This is a genomic window from Enterococcus sp. DIV1089c (assembly GCF_050530965.1).
GTDB lineage: Bacteria > Bacillota > Bacilli > Lactobacillales > Enterococcaceae > Enterococcus_B > Enterococcus_B hirae.
In genome coordinates, this window is sequence record NZ_CP172888.1 from 1,540,993 (window position 1) to 1,565,451 (window position 24,459).

16 protein-coding genes are annotated in these 24,459 nt (G+C 37.8%); 5 read left to right on the forward strand and 11 right to left on the reverse strand.

Going from position 1 to position 24,459, the window contains the following annotated elements:
- Positions 1–76: 76 nt before the first annotated feature.
- Positions 77–1,108 carry a LacI family DNA-binding transcriptional regulator gene (locus tag IGL30_RS07260; protein ID WP_053766792.1) on the forward strand — a complete coding sequence of 344 codons (1,032 nt, stop codon included), beginning with the start codon at positions 77–79 and terminating at the stop codon, positions 1,106–1,108.
- Between the two features lie 52 nt (positions 1,109–1,160).
- Here the strand turns inward: IGL30_RS07260 and IGL30_RS07265 are convergent, their stop codons facing one another.
- A complete protein-coding gene (locus IGL30_RS07265; RefSeq protein WP_010718996.1) occupies positions 1,161–1,952 on the reverse strand; it encodes a MerR family transcriptional regulator in 792 nt (263 codons plus the stop codon).
- A gap of 99 nt (positions 1,953–2,051) precedes the next feature.
- Here IGL30_RS07265 and IGL30_RS07270 point away from each other — a divergent pair, with 99 nt between their 5' ends.
- Positions 2,052–3,791 carry an ABC transporter ATP-binding protein gene (locus IGL30_RS07270; RefSeq protein ID WP_123874724.1) on the forward strand — a complete coding sequence of 580 codons (1,740 nt, stop codon included), beginning with the start codon at positions 2,052–2,054 and terminating at the stop codon, positions 3,789–3,791.
- Positions 3,788–5,575, forward strand: a complete 1,788-nt coding sequence (locus IGL30_RS07275) for an ABC transporter ATP-binding protein (protein WP_123874723.1) — start codon at positions 3,788–3,790, stop codon at positions 5,573–5,575. The genes IGL30_RS07270 and IGL30_RS07275 overlap by 4 nt, the downstream gene beginning before the upstream one ends.
- Before the next feature lie 481 nt (positions 5,576–6,056).
- On the opposite strand, the gene IGL30_RS07280 is transcribed toward IGL30_RS07275, so the two are convergent.
- On the reverse strand, positions 6,057–7,592 hold the full coding sequence (locus IGL30_RS07280) for a WD40/YVTN/BNR-like repeat-containing protein (RefSeq protein WP_123874722.1): 1,536 nt from the start codon (positions 7,590–7,592) through the stop codon (positions 6,057–6,059).
- Positions 7,593–7,655: 63 nt separating this feature from the next.
- Entirely contained in the window at positions 7,656–10,292 is a 2,637-nt protein-coding gene (locus tag IGL30_RS07285; protein WP_123874721.1) for a bacterial Ig-like domain-containing protein, read from the reverse strand.
- Between the two features lie 204 nt (positions 10,293–10,496).
- On the opposite strand from IGL30_RS07285, the gene IGL30_RS07290 reads away from it, so the two are divergent.
- Positions 10,497–11,966, forward strand: a complete 1,470-nt coding sequence (locus tag IGL30_RS07290) for a helix-turn-helix domain-containing protein (protein ID WP_088744889.1) — start codon at positions 10,497–10,499, stop codon at positions 11,964–11,966.
- 67 nt (positions 11,967–12,033) lie between these two features.
- On the opposite strand, the gene IGL30_RS07295 is transcribed toward IGL30_RS07290, so the two are convergent.
- The 8 genes from IGL30_RS07295 to pcrA all read right to left on the reverse strand — a co-directional run bounded on the left by IGL30_RS07295 (position 12,034) and on the right by pcrA (position 22,598).
- Positions 12,034–12,162, reverse strand: coding sequence for a hypothetical protein (locus tag IGL30_RS07295; protein ID WP_010718988.1), 129 nt, complete (start codon positions 12,160–12,162; stop codon positions 12,034–12,036).
- A gap of 83 nt (positions 12,163–12,245) precedes the next feature.
- The gene (rlmD, locus tag IGL30_RS07300; RefSeq protein ID WP_088744890.1) at positions 12,246–13,619 is read right to left on the reverse strand and encodes a 23S rRNA (uracil(1939)-C(5))-methyltransferase RlmD; all 1,374 of its coding nucleotides are present in this window, start codon (positions 13,617–13,619) and stop codon (positions 12,246–12,248) included.
- A gap of 331 nt (positions 13,620–13,950) precedes the next feature.
- The gene (locus IGL30_RS07305; RefSeq protein ID WP_010718986.1) at positions 13,951–14,991 is read right to left on the reverse strand and encodes a diacylglycerol kinase; all 1,041 of its coding nucleotides are present in this window, start codon (positions 14,989–14,991) and stop codon (positions 13,951–13,953) included.
- 9 nt (positions 14,992–15,000) lie between these two features.
- Positions 15,001–16,431, reverse strand: a complete 1,431-nt coding sequence (gene gatB, locus IGL30_RS07310; protein WP_053766786.1) for an Asp-tRNA(Asn)/Glu-tRNA(Gln) amidotransferase subunit GatB — start codon at positions 16,429–16,431, stop codon at positions 15,001–15,003.
- Entirely contained in the window at positions 16,428–17,900 is a 1,473-nt protein-coding gene (gatA, locus tag IGL30_RS07315; protein WP_010718984.1) for an Asp-tRNA(Asn)/Glu-tRNA(Gln) amidotransferase subunit GatA, read from the reverse strand. The genes gatB and gatA overlap by 4 nt, the downstream gene beginning before the upstream one ends.
- A complete protein-coding gene (gene gatC, locus IGL30_RS07320) occupies positions 17,900–18,205 on the reverse strand; it encodes an Asp-tRNA(Asn)/Glu-tRNA(Gln) amidotransferase subunit GatC (protein ID WP_010718983.1) in 306 nt (101 codons plus the stop codon). Before gatC ends, gatA begins: the two co-directional genes overlap by 1 nt.
- 108 nt (positions 18,206–18,313) lie before the next feature.
- Complete coding sequence (gene ligA / locus IGL30_RS07325; RefSeq protein WP_010718982.1) at positions 18,314–20,344, reverse strand: NAD-dependent DNA ligase LigA; 2,031 nt, start codon at positions 20,342–20,344, stop codon at positions 18,314–18,316.
- Positions 20,345–20,360: 16 nt separating this feature from the next.
- Positions 20,361–22,598 (reverse strand): DNA helicase PcrA, encoded by a 2,238-nt coding sequence (gene pcrA / locus IGL30_RS07330; protein WP_123874720.1) that lies wholly within the window; start codon positions 22,596–22,598, stop codon positions 20,361–20,363.
- Positions 22,599–22,828: 230 nt separating this feature from the next.
- On the opposite strand from pcrA, the gene IGL30_RS07335 reads away from it, so the two are divergent.
- A complete protein-coding gene (locus IGL30_RS07335) occupies positions 22,829–24,388 on the forward strand; it encodes a ClC family H(+)/Cl(-) exchange transporter (RefSeq protein WP_123874719.1) in 1,560 nt (519 codons plus the stop codon).
- Positions 24,389–24,459 lie beyond the last annotated feature (71 nt).

The window sequence follows — 24,459 nt, forward strand, 5'->3', positions numbered from 1 at the left end:
TTACATTTCCTGTATACTGTTTACTAAACAAATATGTCAATAAAAATTTTTATTTTTTTGTAAGGGGTGCCATTTTATGGTTGGAATTAGAGATGTCGCAAGAAAAGCCAATGTTTCACCTGCTACGGTCTCAAGAGTTTTGAATGAAGACAAAACGATCAGTGTCTCTGCTGCTACTCGTCAACGGATTTTCACTGCAGCTGCCACATTAAATTATGATATCAACAAGCGAAAATATATTAAAAAACGCCGTCCTTCCATCGGTGTCATTTCAGCAATCAGTAAAGCCAGCGAAGAAAAAGATATTTATTATCGAGAATTACGAGCAGGTCTAGAAGAAGAAGCCAGCCGACTCCATATCGGCATGAATCGAATTTATAATATGTCGGATAACCCGACCGAGTGGAAAGATTTGGATCAATTAGGTGCTATAATCGTAGTCGGTACGATCGATAAAGGTGCAATCGCCGATTTATTGAAACAGAACCGACAATTAGTTGTAGTTGATAATCCAGATATCCAACAAGAAGTGGATATGGTCTATGGGGATCTCGAACGAATGACTAAATCTGTTTTAGAACTTTTTTTAGACAATGGGCACACCAACATCGCTTATATTGGTGGTTATCAAATCGATATTAACGAAGCTGGTCGGAAATCAACAACTGAGAATGAAAAAAGGCTCAGAGCCTACCGCCATTTCATGCAAGATCATCATTTGACCAAACAGATCAATTATTATTTAGGAGAATGGACAGAGGAATCCGGAGAGCAGTTAGCGACCAAACTTCTCGAAAAACAAAAACATGATTTACCGACGGCCATTTTGATCGGTAGCGATCCTTTAGCATTAGGTGTTTATCGAGCATTACAAAAAGACAATCGAAAAATTGGAGAAGAGATTGTTCTAGTTAGCTTCGATAACATCGAGGCGATTGCTGATTTATCTCCTAGTTTAACAAGTGTAGCGATCAATGCAAAAGCCATTGGTCAGTCTGCTGTTCGATTAGCGGTGGAGCGAATCGATGGTTTGAGAGATGAACCGATCATTGTCACTTATCCTACACGACTAATCATTAGAGAAAGTTTTAATCCTGATAAATCCTAACCAAAGAGACGAAGAAGAGCGAGATAACTATCCTTTCCCGCTCCTTCTTCGTCTACTTTTGCTTATCCTCATTTGTTAAATCAGCTTCTACTTTTTGGCTTTCGATCCATCCTAAATAATATTCATGATAGACTCCTTCTTCCGTTTGCTTCGTTAGCAGATACTGTCCAATCACATTTCCTGTTTGATACCCTCGTTGAGCTAATGTTAATCTTACTTCTTCGATATTGTTCTTTTCGGTATGATTGACTTCCACTTGTAATAAAAATCGATGATAAGTTTTACCAGGCTGATTGTACCAAACAATTTTAGACAGTGGAATTGTGGCTGATGTTTGGTCTGTACAGAAGCCATAAATCATTTCATCGCTCAGCGAAAAATCAAAATACCCACCGAAGCTGGCATAGTTTTCAAGATAGGCTTTCGAATCTAAAATGTCGTCGGAATCCACTATGACGATTGCCGCAAAAGGAATTGTTTCTTTGGTAATGCCTCGATTGTCAATCATAAGTTTTAATTGTTCTTTTCGAGCCAAGATTTCTTCATGTTTTTTTTGCAGACTTATTTTTTCTTGCTTGATCCGCTGCTCTGTTTCTGCAATCGTTGCATAATGTTCTTCGATCGTTTTTCCATATAAATTTTTCATCTGTTTGATTGGAACATCTAATTTTCGATAGAAATTGATGTCATAGATCTGAAAAATATCATCAATATTAAACATCCGATACCCGTTTTCTTCATGGCGTAGAGAATGGATTAACCCTTGCTCATCCCAAAAACGAATCGTTGACTTTGGTACATTTAGTAGTTCCGAGACTTCTCCGATTGTGTAAAGTTTTGGCATTTCCGCTCACCTCTTGTTAATTTTACCGCTTCTTCTATTGACCTTCAAGTAACTTTAAGGTGTAAAATTCATTATTGTCTAGTAAAAGGAGGAAACAAAATGACATTACTTAAACAATTCCTATGGAAGAATAAAAAAATCGTAGGCATGACTTTTTTATTCGTCTGTTTACAAATCATTGGTACACTTGGTGTTCCTAAATTAGTGGCAACATTAATTGACGAAGGGATAGTTACTGGTCAAAACAGTAAAATTTATACCATTGGTCTACAAATGGTATTCGTAGCCTTGCTAGGTACTTTTTCAGCGATTGCTTCTAGCTATTTTTCTGCACTAGTGTCTGCAAAATTTGGCTACCAAACAAGGGAAACCTATTTTGATAAGTTCCAACAATTATCGATGAAAGATGCAGATGAATTTGGAAGTGCCTCACTCCTGACTCGAATGACTAATGATGTAGATAATATCCAACAAATGATTGTACTCTTTTGTCAAATGATCTTACCTGCACCAATCATTGCGGTGTTTACAATTGTCATGATGCTTCAATATTCCATGACATTGACGTTGATTACATTGATTTCTGTGTTTATTTATGCTGTCGTTATTTACATTTTAATGAAAAAAGGAACCCTTCTATCTCTCAGTATTCAACCAAAAATGGATCGTATCACAGTGACTTTAAGGGAATTTTTTACAGGTGTGAATATGATTCGAGCCTTCAACAATCAAGACTATGAGGAGAAGCCCACCAATCAAACATTTGAGAAGTATGCCACACAGATGATCCGAGTCAATCGCGTATTTGCTTGGGTCACTCCGATTGCATTTTTATTAATGGGGATCGTATACAGCGCCATTCTTTGGTTTGGTGGTTCGTTGGTCAGTGAAGGTACACTACAGATCGGGACTGTTACTGCCATCGTCGAATATTCGATGCTCACGTTGGCTTATCTAATGACTGCAGCTAAGGTGTTAGTCGTCGTTCCAAAATCGATGTCCTCTCTTCGGCGGATCGAAGAAGTGTTGAATCAACCTATTGAGATCATTGATCCGGAAAATCCATCAACAGCTTCGCTGAATATGGATGATGAGCATGTGTTATCTTTTGAACACGTTTCTTTCAGTTATACCAAAGATTCGAAACCTGTATTGGAAGATATCCATTTTAAGGTACCTAAAGGCAAAACAACTGCCATCGTTGGCGGAACTGGTTCTGGTAAAAGTACAATTGCCAAATTGCTTCTTCGTTTGAATGATGTGACCAGTGGACAGATTACATTAGGGGGGAAACCACTTCAACAATTAACACAAGAAATGATTCGCTCAAAAATCAGCTATGTTCCGCAAAAAGCGTTTCTGTTTAGTGGAACAATTTTATCAAACCTGCAAATGGGCAATGAGCATGCAACAGAAGAAGAATTGACCTCAGCTATACGTATTTCACAATTAGAGGAAGTTTTGGATAAATTGCCCAAAAAATTAGCTAGTTTTGTTGCACAAGGCGGAGATAATTATTCTGGCGGACAAAAACAACGGATGTGTATTGCACGAGCGCTCATCAAACCAGCAGATATCTATGTTTTCGACGATAGCTTTTCTGCTTTGGACTACAAGACGGATGCAAAACTAAGAACAGCCCTCCATGAAGAAATGGCTGATAAGACATTAATCATTGTGGCTCAAAGATTGAGTACAATCATGAACGCTGATCACATCATCGTTTTAGACAATGGCCGAATCGTGGGACAAGGAACTCACGAAACACTCCTTGCTACTTGTCTTTCTTATCAGGAATTTGCTAAATCACAAGGGATTTTGAAAGAAGAAAATATATGAAAACAACTGATGTAAAAATGAATAAACATAGTTTGATCTGCTTTTGGAAAATGATCCAATCTGATCACAAAACATTTTATGGCTTACTATTATGTAGTTTAATCGGTAACCTGATGGTCGTTGCAATGCCGATGATCATGGGCGTTGGTATCGATCAGCTTTTAAGTCGAATCCGTACGATCGGGATTGCTGAAATGACATTTCATGATGTCAAGGATTCCCTTTTGTTCCCTGTTGTTTTATTACTCGTTTTTTCTTTTTTAAGTAGTATTACTTCTTTCATTCAAGAATACGCAATGGCTTCATTGAGTGAAAAAATCACACTTAATGTTAGAAAAGAAATGACCAAGAAATTCAAAACATTACCAATGGCCTTCTTTGATCAGCATCAGGTAGGAGATATCATCAGCCGAACAACGACTGGTTTGAATCAACTAGCACAAGTCTTGCTAACAGGGATCAATCAATTTTTCACTTCCATCGTAACGATTTTATTTTCAATTTTGATGCTGTTTTATATTGACAGCAAATTGACATTACTGATTCTTTTATTGATCGTTGGTAGTTCCTGGGTCACTCAACTCTTTGCGAATAAAAACAAAAAGATTTCTGATGACAATCAAACAGAACTAGGTTCATTAAATAATAAAGTGGAAGAATATCTTGCAGGTAACTTGGTCATCAAAACATTCAATCAACAAGATCAAGCGATCGAGTCGATCCGTCAAGCAAATCATTCACAGTACCAAGCATTTAAAAAAGCGCAATTCATGAACTTTGCCATCTATCCAGCGATTCGCTTGATCAATCAATCAGCGTTCATTTTAAGTGCTGTCTTAGGTGGGATCTTAGTAATATCTGGTGGACTCACACTAGGATTGTTACAAGCTTATCTGCAGTACATCAATCAAATCTCTGAGCCGATCTCGACCGCTTCTTATGTCATCAATTCGTTACAATCTGCTATGGCGGCGATTGATCGTATCTTTGAGATTATGGATGAACCAAATGAGCGTTCTGATCACGAAAATACAGCATCACTTGACCAGCCTGCTGGTTCAATCAGGTTCAAAGATGTTCGATTTGGTTATAGTCCAGATAAGATCTTGATGGAAAATGTCAACTTTTCGGCTAAACCAAAACAAACAATTGCAATCGTGGGACTAACTGGGGCAGGAAAAACGACATTAGTCAATTTACTCATGCGATTTTACGAGCTAAACCATGGAAGAATCGAATTCGACGGAATCGATATCACGAAATTCTCTCGTAGTGAGTTACGTAAACACTTTGGGATGGTTTTGCAAAATACGTGGCTCTTTGAAGGCACAGTGGCAGATAATATTGCTTATGGGAAACAGCAAGCTTCCAGAGACGAAATCATTGCGGCTGCCAAAATTGCCCAATGTGATCATTTCATCCGTACGTTACCTGAAGGATATGATACGATTATTTCAAGTGAAAATGGTTCGTTGTCACAAGGACAACAACAGCTATTGACCATTGCTCGGGTATTGCTGGCGAATCCTTCCGTAGTTATTTTAGATGAAGCAACCTCCAGCGTGGATACCCGCACCGAAGCAATGATCCAAAAAGCAATGAATGCTGTCACAGAAAACCGAACCAGCTTTATCATCGCCCATCGGTTATCTACGATTGAAAATGCCGACTTGATTTTAGTGATGGAAAATGGAAATATTATTGAACAAGGAACTCATCAGTCACTATTAAGCAAACCAACACTTTATGCTAGTTTATATAATAGCCAATTTCAAATCACATAAAAGAGGTTGTGAAAAGTGCGCCTTGACCCGAGTAATAAGGAAGAAAATCTCGAAACAGCTCCTCATGTTTTGAGATTTTTAGACTTATCACCGAGGGTCAGCACTTTGAACACCGTTTATATCAAGAGGTTGTGAAAAGTGCGTCTTGACCCGAGTAATAAGGAAGAAAATCTCGAAACAGCTCCTCATGTTTTGAGATTTTTAGACTTATTACCGAGGGTCAGCACTTTGAACACCGTTTATATCAAGAGGTTGTGAAAAGTACGCTTTGACCTAAGTAATTTTGAACACTTTTTACCTATTTTAAAACCCATAAAAAAGAGCCTGGACTTTTTTCCAAGGCTCTTTTTTATGGGTCTATTCTTTCAATCTCTCTTATTCACAAATTCAATCGTTACATAGAGAACTTTCACTTACATAAATTGTCAATGTCTCTCCTTACGCCATTTTCTTTTTGGTGTTGAAATTCATCTAAACCTTTTTAGCGATTCTCTACTTGCGATAATTGTTGTTCGAATTGCCATGTTTCTCCACCATCAGTCGAATAAAAAAGACAAGCAAACATTTTCCCTGCATCGATCGATCCATTTTTTAGGAGGTAAAACTTGGTTTCCAATTTATTGGCACTTACTTGTACCACTTCATTTGGTGACTGGAACAAATCGATCCCTCCCAATTGATACTCACCCGGGATAGCTACCAAGGATTCTTTGAATGTTAGTCCCCCATCATTCGTATAATAGATGTTTTCTCTTGTAGAGAGGAAACCCAATGTCTTCGTCACAAAACTAACATTTTGAATCGGTTGATTTACGATGGTACTGCCGCTTTTTTGCCAGCTTTGCCCTTTATCGTTGGTCGTATAAATTTTTAGACTTTCCGCAGACATTCCTGTAGAGGATGAAAATACCATGACGCCTTGATCGTTTGTGAAAAAGTTTGCTTTACGATAACGAACCTGTCCGCCTTGATCTGTAATCTGACTTTTTTGCCACGTCTTCCCATTATCAGCTGATGATAATAGGTAAACGTTTTTTTGATCAGGTGAATAGATAAACCAAGAAAAAGTAGGAGAAACATCAAATGTTTTGTCCATCCATTCCCCTTTTGCAACAGTACCCGAAGTCAAAGTATAGTCACCAAAACGCAACCAGTCCACAGCAATTGGAACGAAACGCCAGTCTTTTCCTTGATTCGTCGTCAAATACAAGGCTTGTGTTTCTGGGTCTATTTTTACGTCATTCGTTTGCTCAGTGGTCAAATTGACGGATGTTTGAACAGGTTTCAATAAACCGTCCTGATTAGTCGAAGTTGGCATTTTTCTTACTTTTTCTTCGCTTTGCATCATAGAGTGTACATTCGTTGCTACTGGTCCTGCATTAATGAATTGATAAACACCCCCGCCAATCAACAAGAGTGTTCCAACTCCAATTGCTAAATGAGAGTAAAAAGGCTCAATTCTTTTTTTGTTTTTTCGGTCTATCGGTTCATTTACTTGCATAAAAACATAGTATCGATTACTGCCATACCAAGTAAGTTGTTCTCCTAGAAAAAGTGAGACACCCTCCATCGTTTGCAGCAGAAAATAACGCCTCTTTTTCGCAAGTGTAAACTCCTTTTTGTTATGATCACTCAAGTAGAGATAATTTTCGTCCTGAGAGCCAACTGAAATATGTAACATATTCGCCACTTGTTTTTCCAGCCATTGATCATAATGCCGAGAGATGTTCCTCTTTTTGAACCATAGCACAGCAACGAGTAAAAACAAGAATAGTCCTATCGCAAAGTCAACATAACTTGAAAAATGGTACAAACTAGTGATTCGCTCCATTTTAAATGAATGTGGATGATTCTGCTTTAAATGATGGTAGATGTTTCCCCATCCGACAAAGAACAACAAGTTAGCGATAAAACACATCCCAATTTTCCATGTCATTTTTTTCGTTCGTTGATTGATGATAGACAACATCTTTGCTTTTGCTGACATCAATTCAATAATCAATAATTCTTTATCCATCTTGCCAATCTCCTTTTTTACATTATGACGTAAAACGAGGAGATTGACTAGTTGATTTACGCTTTATTTAACGTTTATCTTTTTTTTGTAAACAAAGTATAATCCAAGTAAGAAGCAAGCCATGCCAATCATAGAAAGACTTGATTTTTGATAACCTGTAGTAGGTAGTTTTTTGTCTTCTTGTTCGTCTTTTTCATCTTTATCATCTTTTTCATCTTTTTTATTTTTTTCATCTTCTTCGTCTTTTTTATCTCTCTTATCGTTGTTATTCGTTGTCTCATTTGGCGTTGCTGGTACTGGCTTTTTATCCCCCGATTGGTTCGTATCCGCATCTGGTTTTTCTTTAGTTGGTTCAGCTAGCACATGGATTTCAACAGTTTTCTTTTGATGACCGTTTTGATAGGTCACTGGATAAACGCCAACTTTTGTCGTATCCACCTTACCAGAAACCATTTTCTGGTCAAATGTTAGGGGATTTCCTTCTTTATCATTGGCTGAAATAAAATTGTCTTGTGGATTCCAATTGTCTCCTACATAGAGTGTGGAACCTTTAACTACGAGTGTTTCTTTGTTCTCTTTGACCGTTACTTTGATCGTCTTACTTGCTATTCCGTTGGTATACGTCACAAAATAATCGCCCGTTTTTTGGCTATCCACCGAACCTTCCACCATTTTTGGAGTGAACGCTAGAGGCATCCCATCTTCATCAGTAGCTGAAACAAAATTAGCTTGTGGATCCCATTGATCACCCACATAAATAACTGAGTCTTTGGCCTGAATGCTCTCCTGGTTTTCTTTCACTGTTACATGAATGACTTGAGCAGCGCTACCATTAGTATAAGTAATCGGTGTCACTCCTGCTACTGAGGTATCCACTGTTCCACTGACCATACTCATATCAAATGGAAGGGGATTTCCTTCCTTATCTGTTGCTGAAATAAAATTATCCTGTGGATCCCAGGTTTCACCAAGGTAAAGCGTCGAATCTTTGGCTAAAATTGATTCATAGTTTGGCTCTTTCTGCCAAACATACGTATCTGCCATCGCTCCTGTATAGTTCGTCATCAATTCTTCTGAAGTTAGCACGTATTCCCCTGCAGGGTTCGTAACCGTTCCAGAACCAACGTTTTGCCAATAACCAGTGTTTCCATCTTCTACTGGAATAGCAGGAAGATTGGCTGAATCTACAAAACGATAGCCTTTACCAAGAGTCAATTCATTGAGGCTCGTTGTTCCAGCCAGCATTTCTGCCATTTCTACGGGATCCTCAAACTGAAAATAAGAAAGATCTAATTTTTTTACTTTCGAACAATTTAAGAACATATATGTCAGATAATTCACAAACTCTGTATTGAAATTAGACACATCGATCGTCTCTAGTAACTCACAATTAGCAAACATGTATCTCATTGCTTGGACTAGACTGGTGTCAAAATTAGAAACGTCCAAAGAGGTTAAACTATTACAGCCATTGAACATATAATTCATGGATGTTACTTGACTTGTATCAAAACCTTCCACTGCGATCGTTTTCAATTTGCGACATTGATCAAACATGTAATGCAAATGAACAACCTTTGATGTATCAAAATTAGAAACGTCCACACTCTCTAATTCATAATTCAAACGAAACATCACTGAAAGATCAATCGCACTTGATGTATCGAAATTTGAGACATCCACATAGCGCAACTTCTTACATTCAGCGAATAAACGTGACATATAAACCACATTTGATGTATCAAAGTGAGCGATATCTAAGGTAATTAATTCATTACAAGCAAAAAACATTCTGTTCATGTTGACAACATTACTCGTATCAAAACTAGAAAGATCGATTGATTGTACTTTGGTACATCGACTGAACATGCCACTCATATCAACTACATTACTTGTATCGAAACTTGAAAGATCAAGATGAATGAGATTCTCTGTTTGGTCAAATGCTTCAAAAAACATATTAGACATATTCGTGACATTTGACGTATCCCATCCTGACAAATCAACGCCATTTAGTACACGACAGTCAGAAAAAAAGGAAGTCATATCCGTTACTTGACTTACGTCTAAATAAGCTAAATTCTCAATGGACAAAAGATTACTATATCCATAAAATAAGCGATGAGTTTCTTTAGGAGCAATCGTTGGTCCAGTGAATACCATTTTTTTTATTTTAAATCGATAGCTGTTGAACCAAGGAGGAAAAAACGTAACCGGTGTTTCTCCCAATGTGCCTCCTCCAATATATAATGTACCTTCTGCATCGATTCGCCAAGAACAAGTTCCGAAAACACCACTGGCAATATCGGTGGATTCTTCTGTAGGTGTGGCAGTGTTGAGAAGTGTCTCCTCTTGTTCTGTGTTTTCCGTCAATTGATCCTGATCTAAGTCAACAGCTGATTGACTTTCAGTTGGTTGATCAAGGCTCTCTGATTCCTCTACCAGTTCTTCTTGCGGAACTTCTGTCATTGACTCTTCTAACTCTGGCTGATTTTCATCAGGTTCCTGGATCATTGTTTCTAATGGATTTTCGACCAGATCGTTTTTACCTCCTGGTTCGTTTAAACTAGTTGCTGTTTGTACTTGCTCTTCGTCTGGTTTACTCCATTCTTCGGCATAAGAATAAGAAAACGGATGAAGCAGAGATTGTGTCGCCAACCAAATCGCTAACGAACATTTGACTAACTTTTTCTTGTTCATTGATTTTCCCCCTAAATTCACCATGTTTTTAAAATAAAAGCTATTTATATAATCAACGATTACTTGAAGGAAAAGTTTTCTATTTTTTTCTTTCAAAAAAAATATTAGTAAAAAAATTGAGCTCATCGTTTATTCAAGTTAAAATAAAAAAGATTTCACTAAATAAATTACGCGGCTTTTAATTAAAGTCGGGAAGGAATAAGAATGAATAACCTATTTTTCAGATTATTAAATAACAAGCAATTACAGCGGCAGATAAGAATTCTTTACTATTTACATAAATGTGATTCGATTTCTTCAACTGAAAAACTAGTGAAAGAACTTGAAACAACAGCACCGACACTTCGCGCGGATATTGATTCTTTACAACAATTACTTCCCAAGGGAATGACCATCAAATATTATAAAAAGATCGGTTACCGATTGATGGTGTCTACATTCAAAACGATTGATTCCATTGTCATGGAGATCGCTAAAGATACAATTGTTTATAAATTGATTGACGAAATCTACCGAGGTCGTATTCATTCATTCCAAACTGCCACCGAACAGTTTCATCTCTCGCATTCAGTTTTGAGAAAGACCATTCGCCATATTAACAAAGAATTAAAATTTTATCGCCTTACTTTATCGACTAAACAATTAGATTTATTAGGAAATGAAGCAGATATCCGTTACTTTTTATTTGAGTTTTACCATGGTTTTAGACAAACATTTACGACCAATCATTCTTATCAAACAATCAACAATACATACGAAGAACTCCAAGAAGCGACAACGCAAATCGCAACAAATTATTTTCGCATCAACTTATGGATGAATATTTTAAAACAGCGCTTATTAAATAAACAAATGATTCATCTCGAACCGTCCTTATGTAAAGAAATTAAGGCAAGAACAAGTTTCATTCAGTTTAAATCGGTTTTTAAAAAGTATTTTAAAAGTAGATTTGGTATTACCCAAGTAGCCGAGGAGGAAATTGTTTGGTCTTACCTCATACGCTTACATTGTGTTTCTTACTACCCAGCTAACAAAACTTTGAATCTGTGCTATCCAGAAGATATTCCAACCTTAGAACAGTATGAACCATTTTTACGACCATTACAGAATTCTACAACTATCACAAATGTCGACCTGCTAAAGTTAAAAGGATATCTCAGCAACCTGCGTCTGCTGACAAAAATCTCTTCTCATTTTGAGCGAATCACTTTAGAACTTCATACCAGCGTACCTATGAAAGTCAAAAAACTTTTTAAAGAATGGCAGAACTATTTAAAAAAGTATACACATGTATTACCTTTTTCTGTTACCCACTATCAAGATATCGCCTTAACGTTAAGTATTATTCATTATGCCAATTTAACCTCTTCCTCTACCCAAAAAAAACAGACGATTTTATTTTCATTCCAAGGAGAACCCGGATTAGAAGACTATTTGACTCGATTCGTATGCCAATTGCTTCCACAAAATGTGGTTCCTCTTTTTGTCTCTAATAAATTTATTTCACATAAGATGGTTTTAGAAACTGAGGTTGCATTGGTTGTTTGCAATTATGATTTTCTAGGTACAACCTGCCCTTGCCCAGTACTCTTACTTTCTTATTTTCCTACAAAAAAGGAATGGCTCGATCTACAACAATACATTTTTAAATTAGCTTATCCAATCAATGATTGATCATTAGCTGAACAAGTAACAAAAAAAGAATCAACACGATTTTTAGTTTCGTGTTGATTCTTTTTAATTATTTATTATAGATTTTTGGTCCTTTTCGCATATTCCGTCGATCATTTTTAGGCTCAGCCATTTTTTTTGAACGTCCGCCGCCTTGTTTCTTTTTGATCAATTCAAGCATTTTTTCCTTTGTATCCATCTTGTACCCCTTTCTTCATGATTGTCAGCTACGTTATCATTTTCTAGTTTTCTGATTCTTTTACATGATTCACTAAGTTTGAATTATCCCTTAGGTGCTAATAGCGCCACTAATTCCACATGATGTGTTTGTGGGAATAAATCGACTGGTTGTACTTTTTTCACTTCGTAGCCTGACTCAGCAAATAACTTTGCATCTCTGGCAAAAGTTGCTGGATTGCAAGAGATATATACTAATTTCGCAGGTGCCATATCAATGGCTGACGCAATAAAACGTGCATCTAATCCTTTTCTTGGCGGGTCGACAACGATCACAGATGGTTTGATCCCTTTGTCTTGCCATTTCTTCATGACTGTTTCTGCCTTACCTACTTCGTAATGAGCATTTTCAATTTTGTTTGTTAATGCATTGAATTGTGCATCTTCAATCGCTTCCGGAACAAGTTCCATGCCATAGACCTCTTTAACTTTATCAGCTAAAGATAAACCGATCGTTCCAATACCAGAGTAAGCATCAATGACGGTATCTTCTTTTTGTAACGCTGCAAATTCAATGGCTGTTTGATACAATTTTTCCGTTTGTTCAGTATTCACTTGATAGAATGATTTTGAGGAAATACGGTAAGTTTTGCCCAATAGTTGATCCTCAATATAACTTCTACCATAAAGAACCTTCTCTTTATCGCCTAATATCACGTTAGTTTTCTCTTCGTTGATATTTTGAATGACTGAAACGACTTCTGGCAATTCTTCATGAATAATAGACGCAATTTCCTTACCTTTAAAGAATTTTTCTTTTCGTGTAACTAAAACGACCATCATTTCATGAGAGTAATGACCTCTTCTGATGATAATATGACGGATCTGTCCTTCATTTTTCGCCTCGTTATAACCACGTACTTGGAAACGTTGCAAAATATCTCTCACACGTTTGATGGCTTCATCGATTGCTGGATCTTGAATATAATAATCCTCGATTTCAACTAGTTCATGACTATTCTTTTTATAAAAACCAGTTGCTAGACGACCATCCATTCTTCTCACTGGAATCTGCGCTTTGTTACGATAGCCAACAGGATTCTCCATTGGGATGGTAGGTAAAATGTCAACCTCTGGCATCTTTGCGATCTTGCTCATGACATTTTCCACTTGCTTTTGTTTAAAAAGTAATTGTTGCTCATAGTTTAAATGTGCTAAAGGAGCAATTCCTGTCCGTAGAAGGCGATTATCCTTTAATGGTTGACGGTCTGGTGATTCGGTTAGCCATTTTTCTACTTTTCCATAACCAAATTTATTCCCAGCTTTTACTACTAGCACTTCCACTCGTTCACCTGGTAATGCATTTTCAATAAACAAAGGATAGCCATCGATTTTAGCTACGCCCATACCTTCATAACTTAAATCGATAATATCTAATGTGTAACGTTCATTTTTTTTAACTGATAGTTTCTCTTTCATAATAACTCCTCATTTAGGTTTGTAACTGAAGCAGTTTTGCTTTTAGTACTACGGTCATATCCAAAAAACGATCATTTGTGTTTTATTGGATAGGGACTTGGTACCGGGTTGCTTCAGGACATTTTTTTAGGCACATAGAGCCTTTTTTTGGCAAGTCCATTTATTCACTTGATGCCTTCACTTCATTTACGATCCAATTGTCAATCTTTCGTCCGTCTGCTTTAGATTCAATAAAGAAAAATAACATACTGTTACATAATGATCTTCAATAAATAAGAATTAATTTTTATCATACGAAAGGGTGGAACGATCATTTGTCCCACCCTTTACGTCATTTTTCTTTATCTGCAATCTTGCCGTCACCGTCTATGTCTTCATCAGTCAAACGCTCAACTTCTTTGACAAATTCTTTGCTGACCTCTTCTAACTCCTCTTCGGAACCAGTAATTGCTTCATCTGGAATTTGGTCGATGTTTGCATAAAATTCAATATGTTGATGAAGGTTTTGGAAGTGCATAGGTGCATTTCCACCATATTCGCCGTCTAAGTTGATCATGACCGGTCGGTTGATATCGTCTTCTGTTTCGACATACAAACTGCTGGTTTTCGTATAAATCACTCGAGAATCATCTACATGGCGCCCACCATTCAACATCAAGGCTGCGATATGCAAAATTTCAAAAATATTCGCTGTTTTGACAATAATTAATGAAAATTTACCATCGTCTAGCTTGGCATCAGGAGCAATCTTTTCGAACCCGCCGACTGAATTAGTGAGTCCTAAAAAGAACATAGAGGCATTCCCGATGTATTCTCCTTCATCATATTTCAAGCGCATTTTGATTGGTTTCACTCGAGGCAGCATCTCTGCTCCTTTAGCTAAATATGCCAAATAGCCGAAAATACTCTTTAGTTCTGAAGGAACTTCATAAGTTAACTCCGTTAAATAACCACCCGCAGCGATGTTGATAAAGTAGCTATCTTCCGTTTGACCGATATCCATCTTAACCGTCTGATTCTTCTTGATAACTTCAGCTGCGGCTTTGATATCATCCCGTGGAATCTTTAACGCACGTGCGTAATCGTTAGTAGTACCTGCTGGGATAATCGCCATTTTAGGACGATGCTCAAGCGGTGCAATACCGTTAACAACCTCATTGATTGTCCCATCGCCTCCCGCAGCTACCACCAGATCAAATCCATTTTCTGCTGCTCTTCTTGCTTCATTTTTGGCAGAATTTTTTTCTGGTGTTGTCGCATACGCACTTGCTTCATAGCCAGAATCCTCCAAGGCTTGGAGGATATCCGCTAGATTTTTTTTCAACAATTCTTTGCCAGAAGTTGGATTATAAATAACACGAGCTTTTTTCATGATCTACTCCTAGCGTTTTGCTAATTCTTCTTGCAACAGTTTATTAACGACACCTGGATTGGCTTGACCTTTAGTTGCTTTCATGATTTGTCCTACTAAGAAACCAACCGCACGATCTTTTCCGTTTTTGAAGTCATCTACTGATTGTTGGTTATTATCTAAGATTTCGTTGATAATTGGTAATAGTTTGCTTGGATCAGACAACTGAACCCAACCATTTTTTTCAACAACATCTTGTGCGTCGCCACCATTTGTGATCAATTCTCGGAATACTTTTTTCGCAATCTTAGAACTAATCGTACCATCTGCAATCAGACGAATCATGCCTGCTAGATTTTCAGGAGTCAAGTTCGTTTGAGCTAATTCTAGTTTCTCACTGTTCAAGTAAGCAGATACTTCACCCATTAACCAGTTAGATGCCTGTTTTGCATCCGCACCATTCTCTAAAGTCGCTTCAAAGAAGTCAGACATTTCTTTTGATAGAGTTAGAACCATTGCATCATACTCTGGTAACCCTAATTCTTGGATATAACGTTGACGACGAGAGGCAGGCATTTCCGGCAAGCTTGCTTTCACTTTTTGGATCCATTCATCGTCAATCACAAATTTAGGAATATCAGGTTCAGGGAAATAACGATAATCGCTAGAACCTTCTTTGACACGCATCAAAATCGTTTTATTAGTTGTTTCGTCAAAACGTCGTGTCTCTTGTTGGATTTCTCCACCAGAAAGTAAGACTTTTGCTTGACGTTTTTCTTCAAAGGCTAGACCTTTTTTAACAAATGAAAGGGAGTTTAAGTTTTTCAACTCTGCTTTTGTTCCAAATTCTTCTTGTCCATAAGGTCGTAAAGAAATATTGGCATCACAGCGCATAGAACCTTCTTCCATTTTCACATCACTAACTTCAGTAAATTGGATGATTGAACGCAATGCTTCTAGATAAGCATAGGCTTCTTCTGGTGAACGCATATCAGCTTCAGAAACGATCTCAATCAATGGTGTCCCTTGACGGTTTAAGTCAACGTAAGAATAGCCACCAATACCATGCATGTTCTTACCAGCATCTTCTTCTAAGTGAACTCGTTCGATCCGTATTTTCTTTTTCTTACCTTCAACTTCGATCTCGATCCAACCGTCATGCCCAATGGGTTGATCAAATTGTGAGATTTGGTAAGCTTTTGGATTATCTGGGTAAAAATAATTTTTACGATCAAAATGTGTGTCTTTAGAAATTTCACAGTTCAAAGCGAGTGCTGCTCGCATACCAAATTCTAATGCTGCTTTATTCATTACTGGTAAAACACCAGGATATCCCCAGTCGATCACATTTGTATTGCTGTTTGGTTCAGCTCCAAAATGTGCAGGAGCTGGAGAGAAAATTTTTGAGTTGGTCTTTAACTCAACGTGGACTTCAAGCCCAATGATTGTTTCAAAGTTCATTCGCCTTTCCCTCCTAAAATTGCTGGTTTTTGATTATGGAATTGTGTTGCTTGCTCAAAAGCATAGGCTGCTTGGTACATTGTTTTTTCATCAAAATAATTACCAATGATTTGTAAACCAACCGGCATATTCTCAGATAATCCCGCAGGAACTGACATTCCAGGTAAACCAGCTAAGTTAACAGGAATTGTTAAGATGTCACTCATGTACATCGTGATTGGATCGTTAATGTTTTCACCGATACCAAATGCCACTGTTGGAGAAGATGGGCCGATGATCAAATCGTAGTCTGCAAAGACTTTTTCAAAATCACGTTTGATCAATGTTCGAACTTGACCCGCTTTTTTAAAGTAAGCATCATAATATCCAGCACTTAATGAGAATGTTCCCAACATGATCCGACGTTTGACTTCTTCGCCAAAACCTTCAGTACGTGAATTCACATATACATCTTCTAAGTTCTTCACATTTTCTGAACGGTAACCGAAACGAATACCATCAAAACGTTGTAAGTTGGAACTTGCTTCTGATGAGGCAATGATATAGTAGACTGCTACCCCATATTTTGAATGTGGCAAACTTACTTCTTCTACAGTTGCGCCTAATGAACGGAAAGTTTCTGCCGCTTTCAAAATGTTTTCTTTTACGCCAGGAGCGACTCCTTCGCCAAGATATTCTTTTGGTAAAGCAATCTTCATCCCCTTGATGTCGCCAGTTAATCCTTCGGCAAAATTAGGAACAGAAACACCAGAAGATGTGCCATCTTTTTCATCATAGCCACTGATTGCTGTTAAAGCTAATGCATTATCTTTGACGTTGCGAGTCATTGGCCCGATTTGATCTAGTGATGAGGCAAAGGCGATCAAACCAAAACGTGACACACGTCCGTAGGTAGGTTTCATTCCCACGATTCCATTAAATGAAGCTGGTTGGCGAATACTTCCGCCTGTATCACTACCTAAGGAAACTGGGATTTGTCCAGCAGCGACTGCAGCAGCCGAACCACCAGAAGAACCACCAGGAACTTTCGAATGGTCCCAAGCATTTTTTGTTTTCTTAAAGTAAGAAGTTTCTGTACTTCCTCCCATCGCAAACTCATCCATGTTCAATTTACCAACTGGAATCATATCTGCTTGATACACTTTGTCCATGACAGTAGCATCATAGATAGGATCAAAATTATAAAGAATTTTGGAAGCTGCAGTCGTCAACAGATCTTTGGTAACGATATTGTCTTTGATCCCAATTGGAATCCCAGCTAAGACATTATTTTCGTCAATTCCTTTTTCATCTAACGCCTTGGCTTGTGCCAGAGCTTTTTCTTCATTCAATGTAATAAAAGCTTCAATCTCTGGCTCAGTTTCTTTGATTCGCTCAAAGGTTGCTCTTGTTAAATCTTGTGCAGTGATTTCTTTAGAAACCAATAATGCGTGCAATTCTTCTAAAGAAAGATCATATAGTTTTGTCATTATGCGCCAGCCTCCCCATTGTCAATAATTGCTGGCACTTTGATAAAGCCATCTTCTTTTTCTGGTACATTTCTCAACAATTCATCGCGATCCCAACCAGCACTTGCTCGGTCTTGTCGCATAACGTTCACTGTTTCAACCACATTTGATGTAAATGGAACACCTTCTGTATCAACTTCCTCAAGCATTTCCACCATATCAATGATTTTCCCTAATTGATCAGTAAAACTTGCAAGTTCTTCATCTGCGAACGCAAGTTTTGCTAATTTGGCAACGTGTTTTACTTGTTCTTCACTGATCGCCATACTACCCCTTCTTTCTAAACGAGTTAAAAACTTTGCTCTCTATTTTAACATAAGTGATTCCCATCTGAAATTGTTTCTTGAAATTTGTCTGAAAAAAATCAGATTTTCTTAATTAAAATGACTGTCAGCTAATGCTTCTGCCATTTTTTCTTCTGACCATACGTCGATTCCTAGTTCTTGTGCTTTGGTCAGCTTACTACCAGCGTCTTCACCTGCTACCACGATGTCGGTTTTCTTAGACACACTGCCAGTAACCTTACCTCCAAGATTTTCAATGGTTTCTTTTGCTTCTTCACGCGTAAAACGAGTCAATTTCCCTGTTAAAACCACTGTTTTTTCTTTAAAAGGTGAGTCGATCGTTTCAATCTGTGAAGAACGAATCCCTTTATACTCAAAGTTGACACCTGCTTGTTTTAGTTCGGACATCAAGTCATGGACCTCTTCATTACTGAAATAAGTCACTACGCTATCAGCAATTGTATCGCCAATCGTGTCTAGCGCAATGATCGATTCAAAGTCACTTTTACTTAATGTTTCCAGATCGCCAAAATGCTCTGCTAATATCTTCGCTGCCTTGGAGCCGACGTGGCGAATCCCTAAGCCAAATATCAATCTTTCGACCGAATTATCCTTACTATCGTGGATCGCTGTCAGTATATTATTGGCTGATTTTTCTTTGATTTTATCTAACGTCAGCAATTCCTCTTCCGTTAGCTTGTAAAGATCAGCCACATCTGTAACTAGTTGTTTATCATACATCTGTGCCAATACTCTTGGTCCTAGGCCATCGATATTCATGGCGTTACGTGAAACAAAATGATTCAATCCTTCTTTGATTTGTGCTGGACACTTCGGATTGATACAACGAAGAGCAACCTCTTCATCAAGATGAACTAATTCACTATGACAGATCGGACAATGTGTTGGTAAAACATAAGGTTCGCTATCAGCAGGTCGTTGATCCAACACGACTTGTGCTACTTCAGGGATAATATCTCCTGCTTTATAGATACGAACAATATCGTTTAACCTTATATCTTTTAACTTGATGTAATCACCGTTATGCAGACTTGCTCGACTAACTGTCGTGCCAGCCACTCGTACCGGAGTCATAATCGCTGTAGGTGTCACAACACCAGTCCGCCCAACCGTCCATTCGATTTCTTCGATCTTCGTTTCTACTTCTTCCGGTGGGAATTTATACGCTGTTGCCCAACGAGGTGCTTTGACAGTAAAACCTAATTGGTCCTGTAAAGAAAATTCATTCACTTTGATGACGATTCCATCAATTTCATAGGTTAAGTCCATTCGTTTTTCATGGTATTCTTCAATAAATGACCAAACTTCATCAATCGAATGACACAAACGCTTTTCGTGATTCGTATGGAAACCGATCTGTTCTAATTCTTCTAAAGCATCATATTGGGTTGTTGCTTTCATCGGTCCAAAATCCGCTACCGTATATAAAAAAGTATCCAAATTACGTTTTGCAGTAATTTTAGAGTCCAGTTGTCTCAGTGATCCTGCAGCTGCATTTCGAGGATTTGCAAAAATATCTTTTCCTTCTGCTTCTCTTGCTTGATTCAATTGCACAAATGATTTTTTGGGCATAAAACATTCGCCGCGGACTTCGATACTGATAGCATCTTTCAACTTCAATGGGACAGAACGAACTGTTTTTAGATTTTCTGTGATATTTTCGCCAACCGTCCCATCTCCTCTTGTTGCACCACGAACAAATTCGCCATTTTCATAGCGCAAGGAAACCGATAAACCATCAATTTTTAACTCACAGCAGTAATCAACAGGGCGACCAATCGCTTTTTGGACACGTTGATCAAAGGCAAAGAGTTCGTCTTTGCTAAATACGTCATTCAAACTATAAAGCGGAATATCATGAGTCACTTTTTCAAACCCACTGAGAACTTTCCCCCCTACTCGCTGAGTTGGTGAATCCGAAGTGATTAAATCAGGATATTGCTCTTCAATTGCTACTAATTCAGCATATTCTTGATCATAAACATAATCTTCGACAGTTGGTTTATCTTCAACATAATATTCTCTGGACCAACGATTTAACCGAGATCGTAGTTCTTCTGCTCGTTTTGCAGCTTCATCAATTGTCATTTCATGTTCCATCGTTTATCCCCCCTGTTTAAACTTTTTCAATTGGCGCAAATGCTGCTAACAACCGTTTCACACCTTGACTAGGAAATGCCACGTCCAATTCTAAATCTTTGGCAGTACCATTTACCCTTACCACTGTTCCGATCCCCCATTTTTTATGATTGACTTTATCGCCTGCTTTCCAGCTATTGCTTTCTCCACCAGTTGCTGTTTTTGAAGAAACAACAGTTGTTACTGGTTGTTTGTAGGCTGGTTTAGCTGTTCTGCTCGTAAAAGGACTCGTTTGTTTTGGCGTTGGCCGCATGCCTTGGACTTCTAATAATTCTTGATCGATTTCTTCTACAAAGCGAGAAGGTCGATTATATTGTGTCCTGCCATATAAGGTACGGGAAAAAGCATTGGTCAGGTAGAGTGCTTCTTCTGCTCTCGTGATCCCGACATAAGCAAGTCTTCGTTCTTCTTCCAATTCGCTTTCTTCCATCAAGGCTCGTGACAATGGGAAAACCCCTTCTTCCAAACCAATCAGAAAGACGACTGGAAATTCAAGACCTTTTGCGGCATGCAAAGTCATCAATGTCACTTGGGTGGTTTCTTCTTCTAAATTATCGATGTCAGAAACTAAGGCCAAGTCATTTAAAAATACAGTTAATTTTTCTTCTGGTGCATCCGCATTTTCTTCATTTTGTTTTTCAAATTGTTTATCAAATTCTTGAGTAACGGTTAAAAATTCTTCCAAGTTTTCGATTCTTGCTTGTGATTCTAAAGTATTTTGAATTTTTAAGTCCTCTAGATACCCACTACGTTCTAAGATTTCTTTTGTCAGTTCGGTCACTGTTAGATAGGGAACCATTTGTGTGACGTCATTGATCATATAGCCAAAAACTGCTAATTGTTGACCGGCTTTTCCACCAATGTTAGTTAAATCAACATTTTGCGCCGCTTCAAGGAGTGGCCATTGGTGGATCGTCGCAAAACTTCTTAATTTCTCGATTGAGCCAGGTCCGATCCCGCGTTTAGGCGAATTAACGATCCGTTCAAAACTGATAGAGTCTTGAGGATTCGCAATCACATTTAAATACGCTAAAATATCCTTAATTTCTTTACGGTCGTAGAACTTATGTCCGCCCACCATTTTATAAGGAATATTCGCTTTTAGTAAGGTTTCTTCCATCACACGAGACTGAGCATTAGTTCGATACAAAATCGCAAAGTCGCCATAATTCCGTTGATTTTCACGAATTTGCTCTTGCATACGATCCACAATGAAACGTGTTTCATCTCGCTCGTTATCTGCACGGTAGTAAGTGATTTTATTTCCTTCCCGGTTTTCTGTCCAAAGATTTTTCGGCTTTCGATTGCTATTATTTTCGATCACTTGGTTGGCAGCACTTAAAATTGTTTTAGTCGAACGGTAGTTTTGCTCTAATAAAATGACTGTGGCATTCGGATAATCTTTTTCAAAATCCAAAATATTTTGCATATCAGCGCCACGCCAACCGTAAATACTTTGATCAGCATCCCCCACAACACATAAATTTTGGAATCTTTGGGCGAGTAGATTAACTAAAGTATATTGTGCATGGTTCGTGTCTTGGTATTCATCCACATGGATGTAATGGAATTTATTTTGATAATAAGTCAAAGAATCAGGATGCTCTTCAAATAACCGAATGGTATTCATAATCAAGTCATCAAAATCCATACATTGGTTATATTGTAATTCTTTTTGATAAGCTACATAACACTTAGCTGCAATTTCTTCATAGTAACTTCCCTGCAACTTGGCAAACTCCTGAGGGTTTTGCAAGTTGTTTTTTGCTTGCGAAATCGATCCAAGTATACTTCTTGGATCATATTTTTTTGGATCAATATTCAATTCTTTTAAGATACGTTTCATTAAAGACAACTGTTCAGAAGAATCGATAATGGTAAAATTTCGGTTGTAACCGATGAAATCGACATCTCTTCTTAAGATACGCACACACATGGAATGGAAAGTCGATACCCAAACATCTTCGCCACCATATTCTAAAATGGCATTTACCCGCTCCTTCATCTCTTTAGCGGCTTTATTGGTAAAAGTAATCGCTAGGATGTTCCACGGATTTACTTCCTTTTCTTCAATCAAATAAGCAATTCGGTGGGTCAAGACCCTCGTTTTCCCACTACCTGCACCGGCCATCAATAATAGTGGTCCCTCGGTATGAAGAACCGCTTCTTTTTGTCGAGGATTCATCCCATTCAATAATTCACTTTTGGATGACATTTACAACATCCTTTCTTTTATCAATCCGTTTAATTATAGCATTTCCCCAGCTTTCATTAAAGCATATATTATCTATGAATAGGGTAGTAATAACCGCAATCTGATCACTGCAAGCGAAATGAAAATTTGTTTGCAAAGCGATGAATTTTCAATGAAAAAAAATTTCTTTTCTTTTCCTCTTGTAAAAAAGAAAAAATCACGCTAAATTAAATTGAAACGAGGGATTAGCAATGAAAGCAAAAACATTATTTAAACATGTCGACAAAACACAACTATATTATATTTTAAAAGGGGTCTTAGTTGGGTTGCTCACTGGCGGTATCGTTAGCATTTTTCGCTTGGCAATTGAGAAATTTGGTAAATTAACCGAACAAGTTTACCTTCATAGTCAACAAGAACCTTTATATTTAGCATTTATCTTAGCAGCTTCAATTATTATTGCTATTTTTGTGGGATTTCTTATCAAAAGCGATCCCGATATTAAAGGAAGCGGCATTCCCCAAGTTGAAGGACAATTACAAGGAGAATTAACAGTCTCATGGTTTTCTGTTCTATGGAAAAAATTTATTGGAGGCGTGTTATCGGTTGGTTCCGGTTTATTCTTAGGTCGAGAAGGTCCATCAATCCAGTTAGGCGCAGTGGTTGGTGAAGGAACAAGCCAATTATTAAACAGCTCTTCAGCTGAAAAGAAAATTCTTATCTCTAGCGGAGCGAGTGCGGGATTAGCAGCAGCATTTAATGCACCGATTGCTGGGTTATTATTTGTTTTAGAAGAAATCCATCATTCTTTCTCTCCATTAGTTTGGCTGACCTCCTTTACATCAGCGATCACTGCTAATTTTGTGTCACTTTATTTTTTCGGTTTGAAACCTGTATTGTCTCTAGGAAAAATTCCGTCTTTACCGTTAAAATATTATGGTTTTTTAATTATTCTAGGTATTATTCTCGGTGTGCTAGGGTATATTTATCAAATCGTTTTGCTAAGCTTACCAAAATTTTATCGAAAGCTGCCAATTCCTGCACACTTTCACGGAATCGTTCCTTTTCTTTTAGTTTTGCCGATTGGCTATTTTTGGCCAACAATCCTAGGGGGCGGAAACCAGATCATCATCACTTCAGGACATGCCTTTTACCCATTAACATTGATTGCAGGTCTGTTTATCTTACGGTTTTTCTTTTCTATGGTTTCATATGGCGCCAGTTTACCGGGCGGGATTTTTTTACCAATCCTAACTTTAGGTTCGCTGATTGGAGCATTTTATGGAGGGGCTTTAGTGAACTTAGTTGGTATGAATCCGATTTATGTCAAAGACTTTCTCGTGATTGCGATGGCAGGTTACTTTACAGCAATCGGAAAAGCCCCGTTGACTGCAATTATCTTAGTAACGGAGATGGTCGGTTCTTTGAATCATTTGATGCCTTTAGGTGTCGTTTCACTCTTCGCTTACGTTAGCAATGATTTATTAGGAGGCAATCCGATTTACGAATCTTTACTCGAGCGATTGATTCAACAAGAAAAACAACCAATATTAGTCGGCAAAACAACCTTTGATTTTCCAATCACTGCGGAAAGTACATTGGATGGACAAATGGTCAGAGATTTCAATTGGCCAAAACATATGTTACTCGTTTCCATTATTAGAGGAAATAAAGAGATTTTGACTCATGGGGATACAATCATGAATGTTGGCGACATTTTAGTCATCTTAACCGATGAACGTCATCTTTCAAGCGTACGGAAAACGATTGTTGCTCGCTCTTCGATTTTAACGACGAAACAAGCCTTTTAGACAATAAAAATTTGCTCTTACGATTAGCCAGTATGCTAGTGGTAAGAGCAAATTTTTATTTTATAGGGAAA

Excerpts from the sequence above, each read along its gene's own strand:
- IGL30_RS07280 (WP_123874722.1), bottom strand. The coding sequence starts at position 7,592 with ATGGATAAAGAATTATTGATTATTGAATTGATGTCAGCAAAAGCAAAG.
- IGL30_RS07295 (WP_010718988.1), bottom strand. The coding sequence starts at position 12,162 with ATGGATACAAAGGAAAAAATGCTTGAATTGATCAAAAAGAAACAAGGC.
- IGL30_RS07270 (WP_123874724.1), top strand. The coding sequence starts at position 2,052 with ATGACATTACTTAAACAATTCCTATGGAAGAATAAAAAAATCGTAGGC.
- IGL30_RS07275 (WP_123874723.1), top strand. The coding sequence starts at position 3,788 with ATGAAAACAACTGATGTAAAAATGAATAAACATAGTTTGATCTGCTTT.
- gatC (WP_010718983.1), bottom strand. The coding sequence starts at position 18,205 with ATGGCGATCAGTGAAGAACAAGTAAAACACGTTGCCAAATTAGCAAAA.
- ligA (WP_010718982.1), bottom strand. The coding sequence starts at position 20,344 with ATGGAACATGAAATGACAATTGATGAAGCTGCAAAACGAGCAGAAGAA.
- IGL30_RS07260 (WP_053766792.1), top strand. The coding sequence starts at position 77 with ATGGTTGGAATTAGAGATGTCGCAAGAAAAGCCAATGTTTCACCTGCT.
- IGL30_RS07265 (WP_010718996.1), bottom strand. The coding sequence starts at position 1,952 with ATGCCAAAACTTTACACAATCGGAGAAGTCTCGGAACTACTAAATGTA.
- gatA (WP_010718984.1), bottom strand. The coding sequence starts at position 17,900 with ATGACAAAACTATATGATCTTTCTTTAGAAGAATTGCACGCATTATTG.
- gatB (WP_053766786.1), bottom strand. The coding sequence starts at position 16,431 with ATGAACTTTGAAACAATCATTGGGCTTGAAGTCCACGTTGAGTTAAAG.
- rlmD (WP_088744890.1), bottom strand. The coding sequence starts at position 13,619 with ATGAAAGAGAAACTATCAGTTAAAAAAAATGAACGTTACACATTAGAT.
- pcrA (WP_123874720.1), bottom strand. The coding sequence starts at position 22,598 with ATGTCATCCAAAAGTGAATTATTGAATGGGATGAATCCTCGACAAAAA.
- IGL30_RS07290 (WP_088744889.1), top strand. The coding sequence starts at position 10,497 with ATGAATAACCTATTTTTCAGATTATTAAATAACAAGCAATTACAGCGG.
- IGL30_RS07305 (WP_010718986.1), bottom strand. The coding sequence starts at position 14,991 with ATGAAAAAAGCTCGTGTTATTTATAATCCAACTTCTGGCAAAGAATTG.
- IGL30_RS07285 (WP_123874721.1), bottom strand. The coding sequence starts at position 10,292 with ATGAACAAGAAAAAGTTAGTCAAATGTTCGTTAGCGATTTGGTTGGCG.
- IGL30_RS07335 (WP_123874719.1), top strand. The coding sequence starts at position 22,829 with ATGAAAGCAAAAACATTATTTAAACATGTCGACAAAACACAACTATAT.